This window comes from Pseudonocardia sp. (assembly GCF_029263155.1).
Classification (GTDB): domain Bacteria; phylum Actinomycetota; class Actinomycetes; order Mycobacteriales; family Pseudonocardiaceae; genus Pseudonocardia.
In genome coordinates, this window is the sequence record NZ_JAJCYB010000001.1 from 1 (window position 1) to 19809 (window position 19809).

A 19809-nucleotide genomic window follows, 5' to 3' on the forward strand; every position below is an offset into this window, starting at 1 on the left:
GCGCACCTGGCCCGCGACATCGCCACCGACTCGGTATGGCGGCGGCTGCTCGTCGACCCCGCCTCCGGAACCCTGCTCGACTACGGGCGCACGGTGTACCGGCCCCCGGCCGGGCTGGCCGACTTCGTCCGCGGCCGCGACGTCACCTGCCGCACCCCGGGCTGCCGCCGCAACGCCGCCACCTGCGAACTCGACCACGTCACCCCATGGAACACCGGCGGGCCCACCGACGAGGCCAACCTGTGCACCCTGTGCACCGCCCACCATCACATGAAAGAACACCCCGGCTGGCAGGTCGTCCTCCACCCCGACCGCCGCGTCGAATGGATCACCCCCACCGGACACCGGTACTGGACCCAACCCCACGACTACCGGGAGTAGTTCACAGGCGGCAGCACCCGCGAGGGTCAGGGGTCCCGTGGTCGCCCGTGGCAGCGCCGGGCCAGCTCGGGGGTCCCCGCAGGGCACACGGCCACAACGTGCTCGGCAGCGCGGTACCGCCACTGCGGGCGTACACGTGCCCGGCGCGTCGTGTCGAGCTCGCTCCGATGCCCGACGACGACGTCGCCGTGCGCAACTCCCGCCATCCCACCGCTGGTCTACACTCGGGCCGAGATCGCCGCGTTCATCCGGGGTGTACGCGCTGGGGGGCCTCGACGACCTGGCTGGCTGGGCCGGGGCAGGGGTGGCACGGCAGTTCGATCCGCTCTGTTCACGATCAGAGCAGCCACGACCCGCCGGGAGTGCCGTGCCAGACCTGAGCCCCGTCCTCGGCAAGATCCGCGCGGAGCTGTGACCAGACGCCGGCCTCCCTCCCCCCTCCCGCAGCGGCTGGGGCTGGATCCCGTCCGGCTCCGCACCCCGGCCGGGGGGTCGTGGCCGACGATGCGCGACCACCTGGTCGAGCGCCTGCCCCGTGTCGAACCCGCCCGGATCGACGCCATGCTCGCGCAGCGCCGCTTCGTCGACCATCGCGGCCCGCTCGCCCCCGACGCCCCGTACGTCCCCGATACCTACCTGTGGTTCCACCGCGACCTGCCCGAGGAGGTCACGGTGCCCTTCGAGATCGGCATCGTGCACCGCGACGAGGACCTGCTCGTGGTGGACAAGCCGCACTTCCTGGCGACGATCCCCCGCGGCAGGCACGTCCGGGAGACCGCGCTGGTGCGGCTGCGCCACGACCTCGGGCTCCCCGAGCTCAGCCCGGCGCACCGCCTGGACCGCGGCACGGCGGGGCTGGTGATGTTCGTGATCCACCGGGAGCGGCGTGGGGCGTACCAGACGATGTTCCGCGACCACCGCGTCCACAAGGTGTACGAGGCGGTCGCGCCCTACGACCCGGCACTGGAGCTGCCACGCACGGTGCGCAGCCGGATCGTCAAGGAGCGCGGACAGCTGCAGGCCAGGGAGGTCGAGGGGCCGCCCAACGCCGAGTCGCACGTCGAGCTCGTCGAACGCAGTGGCGGGCTGGCCCGCTACCGGCTGACCCCGCGCACCGGGCGAACGCACCAGCTCCGCCTGCACATGGCCGCGCTGGGCGTCCCCATCGTCGACGACGACCTCTACCCCGCGGTCACCGAGCGGCCGCTCGACGACTTCACCCGGCCGCTGCAGCTGCTCGCGGCCGAACTGGCGTTCACCGACCCCCTCACCGGCGAACCGCGCCGGCTCCGGACCGGGCTGCGGCTGACCGGCGGTCAGGCGGGCCAGCCCAGCGTCGACAGGTAGCAGGTGCCGCACATGGACTCGTAGCCGACCGGGCCGTCGTCCTCGATCGCGACCTGGTCGCCGTCCTGGGTGAGGCGGCCCCCGACCGTGCGGGCGTTGAGGATCGCCTTGCGCCCGCACCGGCAGATCGTCTTGAGCTCCTCGAGGGAGTGCGCGAGCTCCATGAGCCGGATGCTGCCCGGGAACCCGCGGGTGCGGAAGTCGCTGCGCAGCCCGTAGGCGATCACCGGCACCCCGTCGGTGACGGCCAGGGCGAACAGCTGCTCGACCTGGCGGCCGGTGAGGAACTGCGCCTCGTCGACGAGCACGCAGTCGACCCCCGGGTGCGCCAGCACGGCGGCCCGCAGGTCGGTGTGCTCGTCGACGGCGAGGTCCACCTCGCGGGCCACGCTGATCCGCGACAGCACGGCCGGGCTCTTCGTGTCGACGCCCGGCTTGACCACGAGGACCCGCTGACCGCGCTCCTCGTAGTTGTGCGCGACCTGGATCAACGAGGTCGACTTGCCGGAGTTCATCGCTCCGTAGCGGAAGTAGAGCTTGGCCACCGCCCGACGGTAGCCAAGGGCGCTCTCAGCGCTGCGCGAAGGCCGCGTCGAACGCCGCGGACGGCGGGTCGAACGCCATCCGCCGCACGAACTCCAGCGCCTCCGGCGCCCCGACCAGCCGGTCCATGCCCGCGTCCTCCCACTCCACCGAGATCGGGCCCGCGTAGCCGATGGAGTTGAGCATGCGGAAGCACGCCTCCCACGGCACGTCGCCGTGCCCGGTGGAGACGAAGTCCCAACCGCGGCGCGGGTCGGCCCAGGGCAGGTGCGAGCCCATGCGGCCGTTGCGCCCGTTGCCGACCTGGCGCTTCGCGTCCTTGCAGTCCACGTGGTAGATGCGGTCCCGGAAGTCCCACAGGAACCCGACCGGGTCGAGGTCCTGCCACACGAAGTGGCTGGGGTCCCAGTTCAGCCCGAACGCCGCGCGGTGCCCGACCGCCTCCAGCGCGGCGACGGTGGTCCAGTAGTCGTAGGCGATCTCGGACGGGTGCACCTCGTGGGCGAACCGCACCCCGACCTCGTCGAAGACGTCCAGGATCGGGTTCCAGCGGTCAGCGAAGTCGCGGTAGCCGTCATCGACCATCGACTGCGGCACCGGCGGGAACATCGCCACGGTCTTCCAGATGCTCGACCCGGTGAACCCGACGACGGTGTCCACGCCGAGCTTCGCCGCCGCCCGCGCGGTCACCTGCATGGCCTCCGCCGCCCGCTGCCGGACCCCCTCCGGTGAGCCGTCGCCCCACACCCGCGGGGGCAGGATCGCCTCGTGCCGGGCGTCGATCGGGTCGTCGCAGACGGCCTGGCCGGTGAGGTGGTTGGAGATGGCGTACACCGACAGCCCGTGCTTCTCCAGGATCTCGCGCCGCCCGGCGACGTAGGAGTCGTCCTCGACGGCGGCCCAGACGTCGAAGTGATCGCCCCAGCAGGCGATCTCCAGGCCGTCGTAGCCCCACTCCCCCGCCAGCCGCGCCACCTCCTCGAACGGCAGGTCGGCCCACTGGCCGGTGAACAGCGTGACCGGTCTCATTCCTCGATCTCCTTCCACTGGCTCCCCGCCGCCGCCGAACGGCTCACGGCGTCGAGCACGAGCTGCACCGCCAGCCCGTCGGCGAAGGACGGGACGGGGTCGGTGCCCGCCGCGATGTCGCGTACCAGGTCGACGATCTCGTGGGTGAACGTGTGCTCGTAGCCCAGCCCGTGCCCCGGCGGCCACCAGGCCGCGGCGTACGGGTGCGCGGGCTCGGTGACGACGATCCGGCGGAACCCCGCGACCTCGGGGTCCTCGGCGCCGTCGAAGAACTGCAGCTCGTTCATCTGCTCGAAGTCGAACGCGAGCGAACCCGCGCTGCCGTTGACCTCCAGCCGGATCTGGTTCTTGCGCCCGGTGGCGAACCGGGTGGCCTCGAAGCTCGCCACCGCCCCGCCGGCGAACCGACCCAGGAACAGTGCCGCGTCGTCGACGGTCACGGCACCCCGACCGTCGCCGTCGGGCAACGGCCGCTCCCGCACGAACGTCTCGGTGAGCCCGCAGACTCCGCTGAGCCGGTCCCCGGTGACGTACTGCGCGAGATCGACGACGTGCGCGCCGATGTCGCCGAGTGCCCCCGACCCGGCGCGTTCGGCCCGCAGCCGCCACACCAGCGGCACCTCCGGATCGACGATCCAGTCCTGCAGGTAGGTGGCGCGCACGTGGCGCACCTGCCCGATCCGGCCCTGCTCGACCAGGCGCCGGGCCAGCGCCACCGCGGGCACGCGGCGGTAGTTGAAACCCACCATCGAGCGCACGCCCGACGCCCGCGCCCGCTCGGCGGCCGCGACCATCGCGCGCGCCTCCTCGACGGTGTTGGCCAGCGGCTTCTCGCACAGCACGTGCTTGCCCGCGTCCAGCGCGGCGACCGCGATCTCGGCGTGCACGTCACCGGGCGCGCACACGTCGACGAGCGCCACGTCGTCGCGGGTCAGCAGCTCCTTCCAGTCGGTCTCGACGTCGCGCCAGCCCAGCCGGTCGGCCGCGGCCCGTGCGGTCGCGGCGTCGCGTCCGCACAGCACGGCCATGTCCGGGGTGAGCGGGAGGTCGAAGAACCGGCCCGCGGTGCGCCATGCCTGGGAGTGGGCGGCCCCCATGAAGGCGTGGCCGATCATCCCGACGCCCAGGCCGGTGGGACGCAGGCTCACGATTCGAAGCCCAGTGGCAGGTAGTCGGCGACGTTCTCGGCGGTGATCGTGGCCGACGCCAGCGTGATCGAGGTCGGCACCTCCTTCTCCACGAGGTCGCCCATCCCCCGGTTCTGGGCGACGAGGCGGGCCAGCGACATCGCCGAGGACGCCATCGTCGGGCTGTAGGTGACCGTCGCCTCCAGCACCGACGTCCCGGCCTGGATCTCGCGCATGGCGTTGGCCGATCCGGCGCCGCCGACCATGAAGAACTCGCTGCGCCCGGCCTGGGTGATCGCGGCGAGCACCCCGATGCCCTGGTCGTCGTCGTGGTTCCACAGCGCGTCGAGCTGCGGGGCGGCCTGGAGCAGGTTGGCGGCGACGCGCTGGCCGCCCTGCGCGGTGAAGTCCGCGGCCTGGCGCGGGCCGACGGCGAACCCGAACGACGCCAGCGCGTCGGAGAAGCCCTGGCTGCGGGCCTGGGTGAGCGGGAGGTTGTCGATGCCGGCGATCTCGCCGATCACCGGGTCGGCCACCCCGGCGTCCCGCAGGCGAGTGCCGATGTAGGTCCCCGCCGACACGCCCATGCCGTAGTTGTCGCCGCCGATCCAGGTCCGGTAGGCCAGCGGGGAGTCGAAGATCCGGTCCAGGTTGATCACCGGGATGCCGGCCTCCATCGCCCGGACCCCCAGCGAGGTGAGCTGGCTGCCGTCGTTGGGCAGGATCACCAGCGCGTCGACGCCCTGGTTGATCAGCGTCTCGACGGCCGCGATCTGCTGGGTGATGTCGTTGGTGGGGTTCACCGCCTCCAGCGTGACGTCGGAGTACTGCCCGGCCTGGGCCTGCGCGTTGGCCGCGATCGCGGCGATCCAGCCGTGGTCGGCGGCCGGGGCCGAGAAGCCGATGGTGACGGGCGTGCCGGGTTCGGCGTTGTCGCCCGCCGCGGCGGCCACGTTGGGGCCGCCGCCCGCGGCCGTGGGTGCGGCGTTGCTGGTGCAGGCCGCGGTGAGGGCGGCGCCGACACCGAGGGCGCCGACGAGGAAACCGCGGCGCGCGAGTGATTCGGACATGGTGGGGCACTCCTTCGTGCGGGGGTGTTCCGGGACAGGTCAGTGCGAGGGACGTTGCGCGCGGGTCTGGATCAGCACGGCGACGACGATGATCACGCCCTTGGCGATGTTCTGGACCTCGGTCGCCAGGTTGTTGAGGACGAACAGGTTGGTGATCGTCGTGAACACCAGAACACCGAGGATCGAGCCGATCAGCGTGCCGCGACCGCCCGAGAGCAGGGTGCCGCCGATGATCACCGCGGCGATGGCGTCGAGCTCGTAGAGCGTGCCGTGGGTGCTCGACCCGGTGGTGGTCAGCGACGCGATCATGATCGCGGCGATGCCGCAGCAGAGCCCGGACAGGACGTAGAGCGCGATCGTGTGGCGCTTGACGTCCAGGCCGGCGAGGCGGGCCGCCTCGGGGTTGCCGCCGATGGCGAACGTGCGGCGACCGAAGGTGGTGCGGTTGAGCAGCACCCAGCCCAGCGCGACCACCGCGGCGAAGACGAAGACGAGCAGCGGGATGCCCAGGGGGCGGGTGGTGGCGATGCCCGCGATCACCGGGTCGGTCACGATCTGGCTGCGCCGCCCGGAGATCCGCTCGGCCAGGCCCTGCGCGGTGATGAGCATCGCCAGCGTGACGATGAACGGCACGATCCGGCCGTAGGCGATGAGCACGCCGTTGACCAGCCCGGCCCCGGCGCCGACGGCCAGCGCACAGAAGATCATGACCCACGGGCCGAAGGACTGGGTCGCCACCGTGGTGGCCCAGACCGACGCCAACGCCATCACCTTGCCGACCGACAGGTCGATGCCGCCGCCGATGATCACGAACGTGACCCCGACGGTGATCACCCCGATGATCGAGGCCGAGGTGAGGATCGTCAGCAGGTTCGACGTGGTCGCGAAGGTGTCCGCCGTGGACACGCCCACCACGCACAGCAGGACGAGCACGGCGACGAGCCCGAGGTTGCGCCCGGCCCCGCTGTCGAGCAGGCGCGCGGCCCGCGACGGCTCCCGGCCGCCCACCGGATCGCCGCCCCGCCCCCCGTCGGGCCGCGGCGCGGCGCGCTCGCGCGCCGGGACGTCCTTCTGCGTCGACACTCCGGGTTCAGACACGGGCACTTCCCTCCATCACCAGGTCGAGGACCCGGCTCTCGTCGAGCTCCGTGCTCGGCGCCTCGTGCACCACGCGGCCCTCGCGCACGACCAGGACCCGATCGGCGAGGCCCAGCACCTCGGGCACCTCGCTCGACACCAGCACCACCGCGACGCCGCTCGCGGCCAACCGCCGGATCAGCGCGTAGATCTCGGTGCGGGCGCCGACGTCGACGCCGCGGGTGGGCTCGTCGAGCAGCAGCACCGTGCAGCCGCGCAGCAACCAGCGGGCCAGCACGACCTTCTGCTGGTTCCCGCCCGACAGCGTCCGCGTCGCCCGGGTCGGGTCGGCCGGCCGCACGTCGAGCTGGGCGGTGACGTCGCGCGCCGCGGCCAGCTCCGCGCCGCGGCGCACGAACCCGCCGCGGGCGAACCGGGCCAGCGTCGACAGCGACACGTTGCGGTACACCGGTTCGCCCAGCAGCAGGCCCTGGCTCTTGCGCTCCTCGGGGCACAGCCCCATCCCGGCGCGGACCGCGGCGGGCACCGACCCCGCGCGCAGCGCCCGGCCGCGCACCCGGACCGTGCCCGCGGTGGCGCGGCGCGCCCCGTACACCGTCTCGAGGATCTCCGAGCGCCCGGATCCGACCAGGCCCGCGAGGCCGACGACCTCACCCGCGTGCACGGTGAGGCCGACGCCGGAGAACTCGCCGGTGCGCGCGAGCCCGTCGACCTCCAGCGCCACCTCGCCGGTGGGCTGCGCCGGATCGATTCGGGCGGTGCGCGGCGGGAAGGCGTACTCGATGGTCCGGCCGGTCATCAGCCGGATCACCTCGGCCGTGGGGGTCGTGCGGGCGGGCAGATCGCGGCCGACCGTGGCGCCGTCCTTGAGCACGGTGACCCGGTCGCCGATCTCCCGGATCTCCTCGAGCCGGTGCGAGATGTAGACGACGGCGGTGCCCTCCGCGGTGAGCTCGCGGATCACCCGGAACAGGTTGCGCACCTCGTCGGGGTCCAGCACCGCCGACGGCTCGTCCATCACGATCAGCCGCGCGTCGCGGGCCAGCGCCCGCGCCATGCTCACCACCTGCTGGCCCGCCGCGGAGAGCCGGCCCAGCTCACGGCGCGGCCCGATCTCCGGGTGGCCCAGGCGCACGAGCAGGTCGCGGGCGATCCGCTCGGCGTCACGGGGACGGGTGAAGCCGAGCCGGGCCGGCTCGTGGCCGAGCACGACGTTCTCCGCCACGCTCAGCCCGGGCACCAGGTCGAGCTCCTGGTGGATCGTCGCGATCCCGGCGGCGTCGGCGGCCTGCGGCGAGGCGAACGCGACCGTCTCCCCGGCCCAGCGGATCTCGCCCGCGTCCGGGCGGTGCGCCCCGGCCAGCACCTTGATCAGCGTGGACTTGCCCGCGCCGTTCTGCCCGAGCAGGCAGTGCACCTCACCCGCGGCGACGTCGAGATCGACGCCGTCCAACGCCCGGGCGCCCGGGAACTCCTTGACGATGCCCCGCATCTCCAGCAACACGCGAGCAACGTAGGAGCGTTGACCAGTGACCTACAACGACGGAATAATGCCTCTTTCCGCTATTTTTCCGTCGATATCTGGTCGTGATGTCCGTGCCGTCCGCCCTCGGCCTGCCGTCCCTGCGCCTCGAGGCACCACCGCTGTCCGGCCGGGTCGACGCCGCGGTCACCCGCAGCACCGTCGCGCGCCTGGTCGCCTCCGGCACCGCGGTGAGCAAGGCCGACCTCGTGACGGCGGCCGGGCTCGCCCGCACCACGGTGAGCGCGGCCGTCGACGAGCTGCTCGCCCGTGGCGTGCTCGTCCCGGACGGCATCCGCGCCACCCCGGGGCGGGGACGCCCCGCCGACCGGCTCGCCCTGTCCCCGCACGGCGGGCTGGTGCTGCTCGCCGACGTCGGTGCCCGCGGCGCGCACCTGGCGGTGGTCGACCTGCGCCAGCGGCTGCTCGGCCACGTCCACGTCGACATCGACGTGCAGGAGGGCCCGGACGCGGTGCTTGGCGTGGTCGAGTCCCACCTCGACCGGCTGCGCTCCGCCGCGTCCTCCCGCGCGCCGGTGCGGGCCGTCGTCATCGGGCTGCCCGGCCCGGTCGACGGTCAGCTCGGGGTGCCGGTCCGCCCGCCGATCATGCCCGGCTGGCACGCCTACCCGGTGGCCGCGCGCCTGCGCGAGACCTACGGCTGCCCGGCCGTGCTGGAGAACGACGTCAACCTGCGCGCGCTCGGCGAGGCCCGGGCGCTGCCCGCCGACCAGGCCCCGCTGCTGTTCGTCAAGGTCGGCACCGGCATCGGAGGCGGCCTGGTCACCACCGAGGGGGTGCTGCACCACGGCGCGGACGGGGCGGCGGGCGACATCGGGCACGTCCGCGTCCGTGGCGCCCCGGACGTCACCTGCGTGTGCGGCAACGTCGGCTGCATCGAGGCCGTCGCCTCCGCCCGGGCCATCGCCGACCGGCTGGGACGGGTGGACGGGCAGCAGGCCACGATCGCCGACGTGCGGCGGCTGCTGGCCCGGGCCGACCCCGCGGCCGTCGCGCTGGTGCGCGAGGCGGGCGGCCTGATCGGCGAGGTCGTCGCGATGCTGGTGCACTTCTACAACCCGGCCCGGGTGACCCTCGGCGGCTCGGTCACCGCGGCGAGCGACGACCTGCTCGCCGGCGTGCGCAGCGTCGTGTACCAGCGGGCCCTGCCCCTGGCCACGCGCAACCTGGTGCTCGCCAGCAGCGTCATCGGGGAGTTCGCGGGCCTGGCGGGGGCCTCGGTGCTGGGCATCGAACGTGTCCTGTCGATCGAGGGGATGGCGGCGCTGGGGTGAGTGCTGCTGCCAGACTCGCCGCATGACCCACCCACCGATGCAGGTGCCGCGGTTCTTCGTCCGCCAGAAGATCACCCTGATGGTCAACCGCTACCTGGTGTTCGCGGCGAACCCGGACGGCACCGAGGGGCCCCTGCTCGCCTTCGCCGAGCAGAAGCGGATGAAGCTGAAGGAGGAGATCACCTTCTTCACCGACGAGGCACGCACCCGCACGGTGTTCTCCTTCAAGGCACGCCAGCGCCTCGACGTCCACGCCGAGCACGACGTGTTCGACGAGTCCGGCCACCCGATCGGCTACTTCCGGAAGGAGTTCGGCGCGAGCCTGCTGCGCTCGACCTGGACCCTGGGGGCGCCCGGGCTGGAGGCCCGCGGCCAGGAGCGGCGACCGGTCATCGCGGTCCTGCGCCGGATCTGGACGCTGATCCCCTACCTCGGCGACGTCTGGGTGCCGTTCGTCTTCCACTTCGACTTCGTCGACGTGCACGGCGGCGCCCCCGTCCTGACCAGCGAGCGGCAGAAGGCGATCCGCGACCGCTACACCGTCACCGTCCAGGACCCGCGCCTGGACTTCCGGGTGGCGGCCTCGATGGCGGTGGCGCTCGACGCCCTGCAGTCGCGCTGAGCGGCGCCGCCGCCGACCGCAGGAACTACACCGCGTGACGCACCGCTCACGACACGTCGTCAACCCCGACGTGCCGCGACCGATGTCCGGCACATGACCGCACCGCCGCATCCCGCGGCGACCCCGAGACCGGCCCCGGCCCCCGCGACCGTGCCTCTCGCCGGCGTCGCCGCGGGTGCCGCGCTGATCGTCCTGATCGCGCTGACCACCGTGCTCACCGGCGAGGCCCGCCTGTGGACGGCCGACCTCGGCGTGCTCGCGCTCGCCGCCGGCGCGGTGCTGGGGTGCGCCCGCGCCGCGGCCCGGTCACGCGGGAGATCCCGGCGCGGGTGGGTGGCGATGGCCGTCGCGGCCGGGTCCTGGGCGACGGGCCAGGTCGTCCGGACCGTCCACGAGACGCTGCTCGACACCACCACCCCGTTCCCCTCACCCGCCGATGTGGGCTACCTGGGGTTCCCCGTCGTGGCCCTGATCGGGCTGGGCCTGCTCGCCCCGCGGGCGCGGGGTCTCGCCACGCCGCGCCGGCTGCTCGACGCGCTCATGGTCGGCTGCGCGTTCGGGCTGCTGGCGTGGTTCGGCGTCGTCGCCCCGATCGCAGGCGAGCCACCGACGACCACGGCCGCCGCGGCGCTCGCCTACCCGATCGCCGACGTCGTGCTGCTGACCGTCACCGTGCTGACGATCGCGCAGACCGGCGAGAAGCCCCTGTTGTGGGGCCTGCTGGGGGGCGCGATGCTGGCGATGGCCGCCTCGGACGTCGCGTTCTCCTACGCCACCGCCGCCGGCACCTACGCGACCGGGTCGGTGGTCGACTGGGGGTGGTGGGCCGCGTTCTGCCTGCTCGGCACGGCGGGCTCGCTCGTGACCGGGGCCCGGCGCGGCACCCGGCCTCCCGCCCCGGAGGCCGTCGCACCGGCCGGGCTGCTGCCGTACCTGCCGCTGGCCGCGGCCGTGGTCGTCGCCGCGGTCCGCACGGCCGGCGGGACCGCGCTGGACCCGGTCGCCGTCGGCCTGCTCGCGGCGCTGGTCGGGCTCGTGCTCGTGCGCCAGTACGTCACGGTGCGCGACAACCAGATGCTCGCCCGCACCGTGCAGCAGCGGGAGCGGGAGCTGCAGCAGCTGGCCTTCCACGACAGCCTGACCGGCCTCGCCAACCGCGCGCTGTTCCTCGACCGGCTCGGTCATGCCCTCGACGTGGCCGCCCGCGACCGGCGGCCGGTGTCGGTGGTGTTCCTCGACCTGGACGGCTTCAAGACCGTCAACGACTCGCTCGGCCACGCCATCGGCGACGCCCTGCTGATCGGGGTCGCCGAGCGCCTGCGGGCCACCCTGCGGAGCACCGACACGCTCGCCCGGCTCGGCGGCGACGAGTTCGCGGTGCTGGTCGAGCAGGGCGGCCCGGACGGGGCCACCACCGTCGCGCACGCCCTCCTGGACGCGCTGCGCGCCCCGTTCGCCCTCGACGGGCGGTCGGTCGTGGTCACCGCCAGTGTCGGGGTGGCCGGCGTCGGGCCCGGCACCGCCCGCGGCGCGGCCACGGCCCTGCTGCACCGCGCCGACGTCGCGATGTACGCGGTCAAGGCGGCGGGCAAGGGCTCGGTGCTGGTGCACTCCCCCGCGCTGGAGGTCGCCGCCGGACCGGGGCCGGTCCTGCCCCGCGCGTTCGCCGCCGCGCTGGCCGAGGGCGCGATCCGCGCGGTCTACCAGCCGGTCGTCGACCCGTGTCCGGCCGGATCGGCGCGCTGGAGACGCTGGCCCGCTGGACCCACGACGGCCACGAGGTGCCACCGACCGAGTTCGTGCCGATCTGCGAGCAGGCGGGCCTCTCCGGGCACCTGACCGCCCTCATGCTGGAGCAGGCGTGCGCGCAGCTGGGCTGCTGGAACGCCGCGCTCGGGCATCGCAGGCTGCGCATCGCCGTCAACGTCAACCCGAGCGAGTTCACCGACACCGGGCTGCCCGACCGGATCTGCGACCTGCTGCGGCGCCATCTCCTGCTGCCCGGCCAGCTCGCGCTGGAGATGACCGAGGTGGCCGTGACCAACCGCCACGACGCCGCCGTCGACGTCATGGGCAGGCTGCGGATGATGGGCGTGCGGTTGGCGCTCGACGACTTCGGCACCGGCTACAGCACGCTGGCCCGGCTCGCGTCCACCCCGGTGGACACCGTCAAGATCGACCGGTTCTTCGTGGCCGACATCGACCACGACGCCCGGCAGAAGCGGTTCCTGGCAGGCCTGTTCGACCTCACCCGCCACCTCGGGCTGCGCACCGTCGCCGAGGGGGTGGAGCGCCCGGGCCAGCTGCGCGAGCTGCGCAGGCTGGGATGCGACCTCGTCCAGGGCCATCTCATCGCGCGCCCGACCGCGGCGGAGCAGCTCACCCCGCTGGTGCTCGCCGAGCGGCCGCTGCTCTCGCCGGAGCTGTTGGGCCGGGTGGGCTGACACCGATGAGTTCGGCGCATCGCGGCCGTCTGTACCTGCGGGCCGCGACCGCGCGGCCGGGACGGAGACGAGATGAGCGGCGTACGGGTACTGGTCGGCACCCGAAAGGGCGCGTTCGTGCTGACCGCGGACGGCAGGCGACGCACGTGGGAGGTCCGCGGGCCGCACTTCCCCGGCTGGGAGGTCTACCACGTGGCGGGTTCGGCCGCGGATCCCGACCGGCTGTTCGCGGCGCCGTCCGGTGGCTGGTTCGGGCAGGTCGTGCAGCGCTCCGACGACGGCGGCTCGACGTGGGCACCGGTCGGCAACGAGTTCACCTACGACGGCGTGCCGGGCACCCACCAGTGGTACGACGGCACGCCGCACCCCTGGGAGTTCGCGCGGGTCTGGCACCTCGAACCGTCGGCGACCGACCCCGACACGGTGTTCGCCGGCGTCGAGGACGCGGCGCTGTTCCGCTCCACCGACGGCGGCGGCACCTGGCACGAGCTGTCCGGCCTGCGCGGGCACGGGTCCGGCCCGCACTGGCAGCCCGGCGCGGGCGGCATGTGCCTGCACACGATCGTGCCCGACCCGCGCGACCCCGCCCGGATGACGGTCGCGATCTCGGCCGCGGGCGCGTTCCGCACCGACGACGCGGGCACGACGTGGCGGCCGGTCAACCGCGGGCTGCACTCCGAGGGCATCCCGGACTCCGACGCGGAGGTCGGGCACTGCGTGCACAACCTGGCGCTGCACCCGGCCCGGCCGGACACGCTGTTCATGCAGAAGCACTGGGACGTCATGCGCAGCGACGACGGCGGCGAGAACTGGCACGACATCGGCGGCGACCTGCCCACCGACTTCGGGTTCCCCATCGACGTGCACGCCCACGAGCCGGACACGGTCTACGTCGTGCCGATCACCAGCGACTCCGAGCACTTCCCGCCCGAGGGCAGGCTCCGGGTGTACCGCAGCCGCACCGGAGGCCACGAGTGGGAGCCGCTGACCCGCGGCCTGCCCCAGGAGCACTGCTACGTCAACGTCCTGCGCGACGCCATGGCGGTGGACCGGCTGGACTCCTGCGGCGTGTACTTCGGCACCACCGGCGGCCAGGTCTACGCCTCGGCCGACGCGGGCGACCGCTGGGAGCCGATCGTGCGCGACCTGCCCGCGGTGCTGTCGGTGGAGGTGCAGACGCTGCCATGAGCGCCGTGGAGGTCAGGGTCAAGCTGCCCACCCACCTGCGCCGCCTCGCCGGTGTCGACGGGGAGGTCACGCTCCCCGTCGACGGCGAGGTCACCCAGCGCTCGGTGCTCGACGCGCTCGAGCGGCGGTTCCCGGTGCTGCGCGGCACCGTGCGCGACCACGGCACCGGGCGGCGGCGGCCGTTCGTGCGGTTCTTCGCGTGCGAGCAGGACCTCTCGCACACCCCGGCCGACGACCCGCTGCCCGCGGCCGTCGTCGCGGGCACCGAACCGTTCCTGGTGGTGGGCGCGATGGCCGGCGGGTAGGGACGGTCACTCGAACCGCGACGGGTCCCCCGCGCCCACCCGTACGACCTCCGGTTCGTCGCCGGACAGGTCGACCACGGTGGTGGGCTCGGTGCCGCACTCGCCGGAGTCGATCACGGCGTCGACGAGGTGGTCGAGGCGCTCCTTGATGTCCCAGCCCTGCGTCAGCGGCTCGGCGAAGTCGGGCAGCAGCAGCGTGGAGGACAGCAGCGGTTCGCCCAGCTCGGCGAGCAAGGCCTGGGTGACGGTGTGGTCGGGGATCCGCACGCCGACCGTCTTCTTCTTCGGGTGCAGCAGCTTGCGCGGCACCTCCTTCGTCGCCGGGAGGATGAACGTGTACTGCCCCGGCGTCGACGCCTTGACCAGCCGGAACACCGCGTTGCTGACCTGGGTGAACTGGCCGAGCTGGGCGAAGTCGGCGCACATCAGCGTGAAGTGGTGCTTGTCGTCGAGCTCCCGGATCTCCCGGATCCGGTCGAGTCCCTTCCCGTTGCCGAGCTGGCAGCCCAGCGCGAAGCAGGAGTCGGTGGGGTAGGCGATCAGGCCGCCCTCCCGCACGACGTCGACGACCTGGGAGATCGACCGCCGCTGCGGGTCGACGGGGTGCACATCGAAGTAGCGCGCCATGCGAGGCAGGCTAGCGCCAACGCGGGCCCGGGGACACGGGTCGCGACGCAGGGCGCCCGGGCAGGCGGCTCGCGCGCTGCGAAGCGGCTCGCGCGCCGCCGGCAGCGCGCGAAGGCCCATCGGGCGCGCGAACACCCGGAACGCCACCCCCGACCGTCAGCCGGCCAGGAACGCCCGCAGCTCCGGCAGCACCTCCGCGTCGATGCCGTGCCCGCCGTCGTGCGGGAACTCGGCCACCTCGGCCCCGCACCCGCGCAGCTGCGCCACCAGCGTGTCCGTGTGCGCGGCCGTCGCCATCGGGTCGCGGCGCCCGTTGGACACCGCCACCCGCTTCCCGGTGAGGTCGGCCTCCCCCGGCCCGTCCCGGAAGGGGACCATCGCGGCCAGCAGCACGGCGCCGGCCAGCACCTCGGGCCGGCGGAACAGCGTGGCCGAGGCGATGTTCGCGCCGTTGGAGAACCCGGCCGCGACCCACGTGCCCGCCGGCACCCCGGTGGGCGCCTCCGCCACGAACCCGGCCAGCTCGTCCACCCGGGCACGCAGGTCGTCCTCGTCGAACACGCCCTCGGCGAGGCGCCGGAAGAACCGCGGCATGCCGTTCTCCAGCACCGTGCCGCGCGGGGAGAGCACCGGGGCGTCCGGCGCGAGGTGCTCGCGCAGCGGGAGCAGGTCGTGCTCGTCGCCGCCGGTGCCGTGCAGCAGCAGCAGCGGTGGGGTGCCGGTGCCGGGCAGCCAGACGTGCGGGCGGGTCATCGGCTGGCTCGCACGCTCACTCACTGCTCGACCTGCAGCACCGGCAGCGCGGCCCGGATCTGCTCGCGGCTGGGCTCCAGCCACGGCGGCAGCTTCAGCTCGCGGCCCAGCTCCAGCAGCGGCTCGTCGATCGCGAAGCCGGGCTGGTCGGTGGCGATCTCCAGCAGCACGCCCCCGGGTTCGTGGAAGTAGATGGAGGTGAAGTACTGCCGGTCGATGATCTCGGTGACGTGCAGCCCCGCGGCGACCAGCTCGGCGCGCCAGCGCGACTGGGTCTCCCGGTCGGGTGCGCGGAACGCGATGTGGTGCACGGTGCCGCCCGCCTGCAGCCCGCGCGGCCTGCCGTCGGCCACGACGTCGACGACCGCGCCCGCGCCCCCGCCCGCCATGGCGAACCGGGCCCGGTCGCCGTCCTCGCCTGCCGGCTGCATGCCCAGCAGGCCCGACAGCATCGCGACGGTGTCCTCCGGGACCGACTCGGACAGCGTCACCGAGTGCAGCCCGCGCACCGCGTGCTCGGCCGGCACGCTCGCGACGCCGTCCCAGCCCGACCGCGTGTCGCCCGGCGCGGCCACGATGTCGATCACGAGCCCGTCCGGGTCGCGGAAGGTCAGCACCTCCTCGCCGTCCTGGGTGGGGCCGGAGCGGGTGCGCGGGCCCTCGTGCTCGATGCCCAGCCCGGCGATCCGGTTCTGCCACCAGCCCAGCGACTCGGGCGGCACGCTGAACGCGGTGGCCGTGGTCAGGCCGCTGCCCTGGCGGCCGGCGGGCACGCCGCGCCAGGGGAAGAAGGTGAGGATCGTCGACGGGCGGCCGGCCCCGTCGCCGTAGTAGAGGTGGAAGGTGTCGGGGGCGTCGAAGTTCACCGTCTGCTTGACCAGGCGCAGGCCCAGCACGCGGGTGTAGAAGTCGACGTTGGCCTGCGGGTCGGACGCGATCGCGGTGACGTGGTGCAGCCCGTGGGGGGCGATGTCCGTCATGCGCCCCACACTAGTTGCCGATGCAACCACCGGTGCCGGCACCCGTCGGGCGCCGGCACCGGGGCCGCTCGCCCGGTCAGCCGAGCTGGATGCGCACGATGTCGAAGGCCGGGGTCTGGTTGGCCCGCTGCATCATCGGCACCCGGTGCGACCCGTCGCCTGCCCACACGGCGCACTGCAGCGTGCCGCTGCCCTCGATGCCCGTGACGGGCACGACGACCTCGTCCACACCCGCGCCACCCTTGTTGTCCTGCGTGGCGAGGAAGAACTCGGGGACCGGCTCGGCGTCCGGCGCCTCGGTCACGTCCGGCAGCACCCGGCAGGCGGTGTGGAAGTGCCCGCGCTGGATGCCCTCGGGGGTGAGGAACGAGCTCTCGCGGTAGTAGCCACCCGCGGCAGCGCCCAGGAACCGGTCCCGGAGCAGGTTGCGGGTGCTCACCGTCAGCGTGAACGCCTCGCCCGAGCCCACCGAGTCCGGCGCCTCGGTGATCAGCAGCGACGGGCTCAGCGCCGCCGCCGCGACCTCACCGAACGCGACCGCGACACAGCGCGGGGCGTCCTGGAACCCGGTGTGGGCGTCCAGGCCGGAGTTGGTGCAGTCGTTGCCGAGGATCTCGGGCGCGGCGGGGGGCGGCGGGTCCGTCTCCTCGGTGCTCGTCTCCTCGGTGCTCGTCTCGGGCGGATCGGTCTCGCTCGTGCCGGTCCCGGTCGGGTCCGTCCCTGTCGTGCTGGTCTCCGTGGCCGAGGAGCCGGGGTCCAGGGTCTGCGTCTCACCGGCCGGCACCGTCTCGACCTCGGAGGAGGTCGGGCCGCCGTGGGTGCCGTGGCCGCCGTGACCCGAGGGCAGGCCGTACCCGCCGCCGGACCCGCCGGTGTCGGCCACCGCGTAGTCGCAGGCGGTGGGCAGGAGCACGACGACGGCCGCGGCCGCCAGCGTCAGCATCGTGCGCCGACCCCGGGACGGGTCGCGGGCGGGTCGCGGTCGGGCATCGGGCGGGGTGTGGGGGTCAGGCATGGGGAGCGCCTCTCTGGGACGGGGTTGCGGACCGGCCGCGGCACGGGTGCGGGGAGCGTCAGCGCCGGACGGCATGTCGGGGGCCGGTGTCGGAGACCCGGCTGTCGGGGACCCGGCTGTCGGGGGTGTCGGATGTGCGGATCCGGTGCGGACCGGACGGATGGGGGTCGCGGGGAGGGGGAACGGCGATGGCGGCGATCGCGCGCGCCGTGCCGTCGACGGGCCGGGCGAGATGGGAACGGTCGGGGGCCGGGCCGCCGCGGCGCCGCAGCGCCGCGAACAGCGCCCAGGCCGCGACGAGCGCGGCGGCCACGACGAGGGCAGGCACGACGAGGTCGAGCGAGCCGCGACCCGAGGCGAGCAGCCCGGGCGAGGGCGGTTCGGGCAGGTCGCCGTAGTCGACGAGGCCGGTGGACTCCAGGTAGCCGATGTGCCGGGTCACGTACTCGTCGGCGGTGGTGGCGAACTCGCGCATCAGCTCGTTGCGCGTGCCCACGCGGACCTCGGTGATGACCGGGAGCACCGAACCGTGCGCCTCGCGCAGGCGTTGCACGAACACCCGGTCGTACTCGGTGCCGGTGAGCGAGCTCATCTCGTTCATCCAGCCCAGCTGCTCGGCCGAGGGGCGGCTGGGGACCAGCACGCCGAGCTGGTCGGCGGTCTCCCGCACGAGCACGTCGAGATCGGCGTGCTCGTTCTGCAGGTTGGAGCCGACCTGCTGCACCTCGGCACGGCTGGCCTGCTGCTCGGCCTGCTGGCCGGTGGGGCCCTCCCACAGCCCGGCGAGGCGGACCTTGACGAGCAGGTCGCGGTCGGCGGGTCCGAGCGGGCCCCACTCGGTCTGGACGTAGCCGGCGGTGCCGGGGGTGGCGGACAGCCAGGACTGGGCGATCGAGGCGCCGACGGCGAGGAGTACCGCCACGATCACGGCATGACGCAGTGCGCGGGGAACACGGCGAAGCATGGAAGGGAGCCTTTCTGACTACACGAGATCGAACTGCTCGGTGCGGACGTGGTCCGGGGGAACACCGAGCGCGTCCAGGGCGTGGAACGCGGTACCGACGAGGGACGGGGAGCCGCAGACGAAGTAGTCGAACGCCGCCGGATCGGCTGCGTCGTCGTTCGGACGGGTCAGTGCGGCGATCAGGGGGTTCGGGTCGCCGCGCCGGGCCGACCCGCGCAGCACCTCGGTGACCTCGAGGTCGAGGTACTGCTCGAGGAGGCCGAGCTCGTCGCGGAACAGCACGTCGTCGCGGCGGGCGACGACGAGCACCAGGTGGAAGCGGCGGTCGTCACCGCGGTCGGCGGCGGTGCGCAACATGCTCATCATCGGGGTGACGCCGACGCCGCCCGCGATCATCACCACGCCCGTGGCCGAGTGGGCGTCGTCGACGGTGAACGCGCCGTGGGGACCGTCGACCCACACCGACCGGCCGGGCTCCAGGTGCGCCACGGCCGCGGAGAAGCCGCCGGCGTGGTGCCGGATGGTGAACTCCACGGAGTCGCCGAGATCGGCGGACGACGCGATCGTGAACGGGTGCTCCTCGGCACTGGTGGAGCGCTGCAGCCGCAGCCACGCGAACTGGCCCGGCGCGAACGTCCACCCGGGATCACCCCCCGCGGTGTGCCGGGACCGGCGCCGGTCGAGCACGAGCGTGCTGACGGTGTCGTTCTCGCGCCACACCCCGCGCACCACGAACTCGGCGGCCGGGTCGAACATCGAGCGCAGCACCCACCGGTGGGTCAGCACGGCCAGCAGCAGGACGGAGAGGATCCCGAGCACCGCGCTCATGACGGCGTCGGAGACCAGGTTCTGCAGGTACCACACGTGCAGCGCCGAACCGGCGAGCGCGATCGCCGCGAGACCGACGTGCCCCCAGCGCCAGAGCTCGTAGGGCAGCGGGCGGGTACGGCTGCGGGTCAGGGCGAGCACGACGACCAGCGCCAGCGCCAGCGTGGCGACGGTGGCGGCCCGGGACGCCGGCGTGGCGCGGGAGGGGTCGAGCAGCGCGACGTTGGCCGGATCGGCCACCACGACGCACGCCAGGTGCAGCAGCACCAGCGCCGCGGCGAGCACGCCCAGGCTGCGGTGCACCTCGAGGATGCCCTCGATCCCGAACGCGCGGGTCAGCGACCGGACCCGTGACGGCAGCACCGCCGCGCACACCATGGAGGAGAGCGCGAGCAGCCCCGTCGTCGTCGACAGCTGCGTCCACAGTGGATCAGCGGACGCCGTGAGCAGCCGGATCAGGACAGGACCCACGAGCACGGCGCCGAGTGCCGTGATCCACGCGCCCCGGAGGGTTGCCCCGGGGAACGAGCCCGATGTCATGGGGCGGACGTTAGGAGCCGGGCCCGGGGTGGGGTTGCGAGCCTGAGAGGCCCTCGGGCCGGACGTCCACTCTCATGCGACGAACGGCCATGGGTACGGCCTAACGGCTCACCGGTTGCTCCGAGTGCCGC

At 73.8% G+C, this 19809-nt stretch carries 20 protein-coding genes; 8 read left to right on the forward strand and 12 right to left on the reverse strand.

Annotation, left to right across the window (positions count from 1 at the left end; genetic code table 11):
• Both Q1K26_RS00005 and Q1K26_RS00010 read left to right on the forward strand, forming a co-directional pair.
• A partial coding sequence (locus tag Q1K26_RS00005; protein ID WP_300006758.1) for an HNH endonuclease signature motif containing protein occupies positions 1-381 on the forward strand: 381 nt, incomplete at its 5' end.
• Between the two features lie 504 nt (positions 382-885).
• Positions 886-1728, forward strand: a complete 843-nt coding sequence (locus tag Q1K26_RS00010; RefSeq protein WP_300006760.1) for a pseudouridine synthase — start codon at positions 886-888, stop codon at positions 1726-1728.
• Here the strand turns inward: Q1K26_RS00010 and Q1K26_RS00015 are convergent.
• From Q1K26_RS00015 to Q1K26_RS00040, 6 genes are all read right to left on the reverse strand, one after another.
• A complete protein-coding gene (locus Q1K26_RS00015) occupies positions 1698-2273 on the reverse strand; it encodes a thymidine kinase (RefSeq protein ID WP_300006762.1) in 576 nt (191 codons plus the stop codon). The two genes, Q1K26_RS00010 and Q1K26_RS00015, sit on opposite strands and share 31 nt — an antisense overlap.
• A gap of 25 nt (positions 2274-2298) precedes the next feature.
• On the reverse strand, positions 2299-3300 hold the full coding sequence (locus Q1K26_RS00020) for a sugar phosphate isomerase/epimerase family protein (RefSeq protein ID WP_300006764.1): 1002 nt from the start codon (positions 3298-3300) through the stop codon (positions 2299-2301).
• Complete coding sequence (locus tag Q1K26_RS00025; protein WP_300006797.1) at positions 3297-4415, reverse strand: Gfo/Idh/MocA family oxidoreductase; 1119 nt, start codon at positions 4413-4415, stop codon at positions 3297-3299. Before Q1K26_RS00025 ends, Q1K26_RS00020 begins: the two co-directional genes overlap by 4 nt.
• Before the next feature lie 29 nt (positions 4416-4444).
• Positions 4445-5497 carry a substrate-binding domain-containing protein gene (locus Q1K26_RS00030; RefSeq protein WP_300006765.1) on the reverse strand — a complete coding sequence of 351 codons (1053 nt, stop codon included), beginning with the start codon at positions 5495-5497 and terminating at the stop codon, positions 4445-4447.
• A gap of 39 nt (positions 5498-5536) precedes the next feature.
• Positions 5537-6472 (reverse strand): ABC transporter permease, encoded by a 936-nt coding sequence (locus Q1K26_RS00035; RefSeq protein ID WP_300006798.1) that lies wholly within the window; start codon positions 6470-6472, stop codon positions 5537-5539.
• Positions 6473-6587: 115 nt separating this feature from the next.
• Positions 6588-8087: a sugar ABC transporter ATP-binding protein gene (locus Q1K26_RS00040; RefSeq protein ID WP_300006799.1), complete on the reverse strand. Its 1500-nt coding sequence runs from the start codon at positions 8085-8087 to the stop codon at positions 6588-6590.
• 98 nt (positions 8088-8185) lie between these two features.
• Between Q1K26_RS00040 and Q1K26_RS00045 the strand changes: the two genes are divergently transcribed.
• The 6 genes from Q1K26_RS00045 to Q1K26_RS00070 all read left to right on the forward strand — a co-directional run bounded on the left by Q1K26_RS00045 (position 8186) and on the right by Q1K26_RS00070 (position 13971).
• Entirely contained in the window at positions 8186-9412 is a 1227-nt protein-coding gene (locus Q1K26_RS00045) for an ROK family protein (protein ID WP_300006767.1), read from the forward strand.
• Between the two features lie 22 nt (positions 9413-9434).
• Complete coding sequence (locus Q1K26_RS00050) at positions 9435-10034, forward strand: hypothetical protein (RefSeq protein WP_300006769.1); 600 nt, start codon at positions 9435-9437, stop codon at positions 10032-10034.
• 150 nt (positions 10035-10184) lie between these two features.
• On the forward strand, positions 10185-11873 hold the full coding sequence (locus Q1K26_RS00055) for a GGDEF domain-containing protein (protein WP_300006770.1): 1689 nt from the start codon (positions 10185-10187) through the stop codon (positions 11871-11873).
• Entirely contained in the window at positions 11756-12478 is a 723-nt protein-coding gene (locus Q1K26_RS00060; RefSeq protein WP_300006772.1) for an EAL domain-containing protein, read from the forward strand. Before Q1K26_RS00055 ends, Q1K26_RS00060 begins: the two co-directional genes overlap by 118 nt.
• 72 nt (positions 12479-12550) lie before the next feature.
• Entirely contained in the window at positions 12551-13666 is a 1116-nt protein-coding gene (locus Q1K26_RS00065; protein WP_300006773.1) for a sialidase family protein, read from the forward strand.
• Complete coding sequence (locus tag Q1K26_RS00070; protein WP_300006775.1) at positions 13663-13971, forward strand: MoaD/ThiS family protein; 309 nt, start codon at positions 13663-13665, stop codon at positions 13969-13971. Before Q1K26_RS00065 ends, Q1K26_RS00070 begins: the two co-directional genes overlap by 4 nt.
• A gap of 6 nt (positions 13972-13977) precedes the next feature.
• On the opposite strand, the gene Q1K26_RS00075 is transcribed toward Q1K26_RS00070, so the two are convergent.
• From Q1K26_RS00075 to Q1K26_RS00100, 6 genes are all read right to left on the reverse strand, one after another.
• Entirely contained in the window at positions 13978-14598 is a 621-nt protein-coding gene (locus Q1K26_RS00075; RefSeq protein WP_300006777.1) for an L-threonylcarbamoyladenylate synthase, read from the reverse strand.
• A 156-nt stretch (positions 14599-14754) separates the two neighbouring features.
• Positions 14755-15375 (reverse strand): alpha/beta hydrolase, encoded by a 621-nt coding sequence (locus Q1K26_RS00080; protein ID WP_363320390.1) that lies wholly within the window; start codon positions 15373-15375, stop codon positions 14755-14757.
• Positions 15372-16331, reverse strand: coding sequence for a ring-cleaving dioxygenase (locus Q1K26_RS00085; RefSeq protein ID WP_300006779.1), 960 nt, complete (start codon positions 16329-16331; stop codon positions 15372-15374). The genes Q1K26_RS00080 and Q1K26_RS00085 overlap by 4 nt, the downstream gene beginning before the upstream one ends.
• A gap of 76 nt (positions 16332-16407) precedes the next feature.
• Positions 16408-17274 carry a hypothetical protein gene (locus tag Q1K26_RS00090; protein ID WP_300006781.1) on the reverse strand — a complete coding sequence of 289 codons (867 nt, stop codon included), beginning with the start codon at positions 17272-17274 and terminating at the stop codon, positions 16408-16410.
• Positions 17275-17404: 130 nt separating this feature from the next.
• Positions 17405-18268: a DUF4142 domain-containing protein gene (locus Q1K26_RS00095; RefSeq protein WP_300006782.1), complete on the reverse strand. Its 864-nt coding sequence runs from the start codon at positions 18266-18268 to the stop codon at positions 17405-17407.
• Positions 18269-18328: 60 nt separating this feature from the next.
• The gene (locus tag Q1K26_RS00100) at positions 18329-19678 is read right to left on the reverse strand and encodes a ferric reductase-like transmembrane domain-containing protein (RefSeq protein WP_300006784.1); all 1350 of its coding nucleotides are present in this window, start codon (positions 19676-19678) and stop codon (positions 18329-18331) included.
• Between the last annotated feature and the right edge of the window lie 131 nt (positions 19679-19809).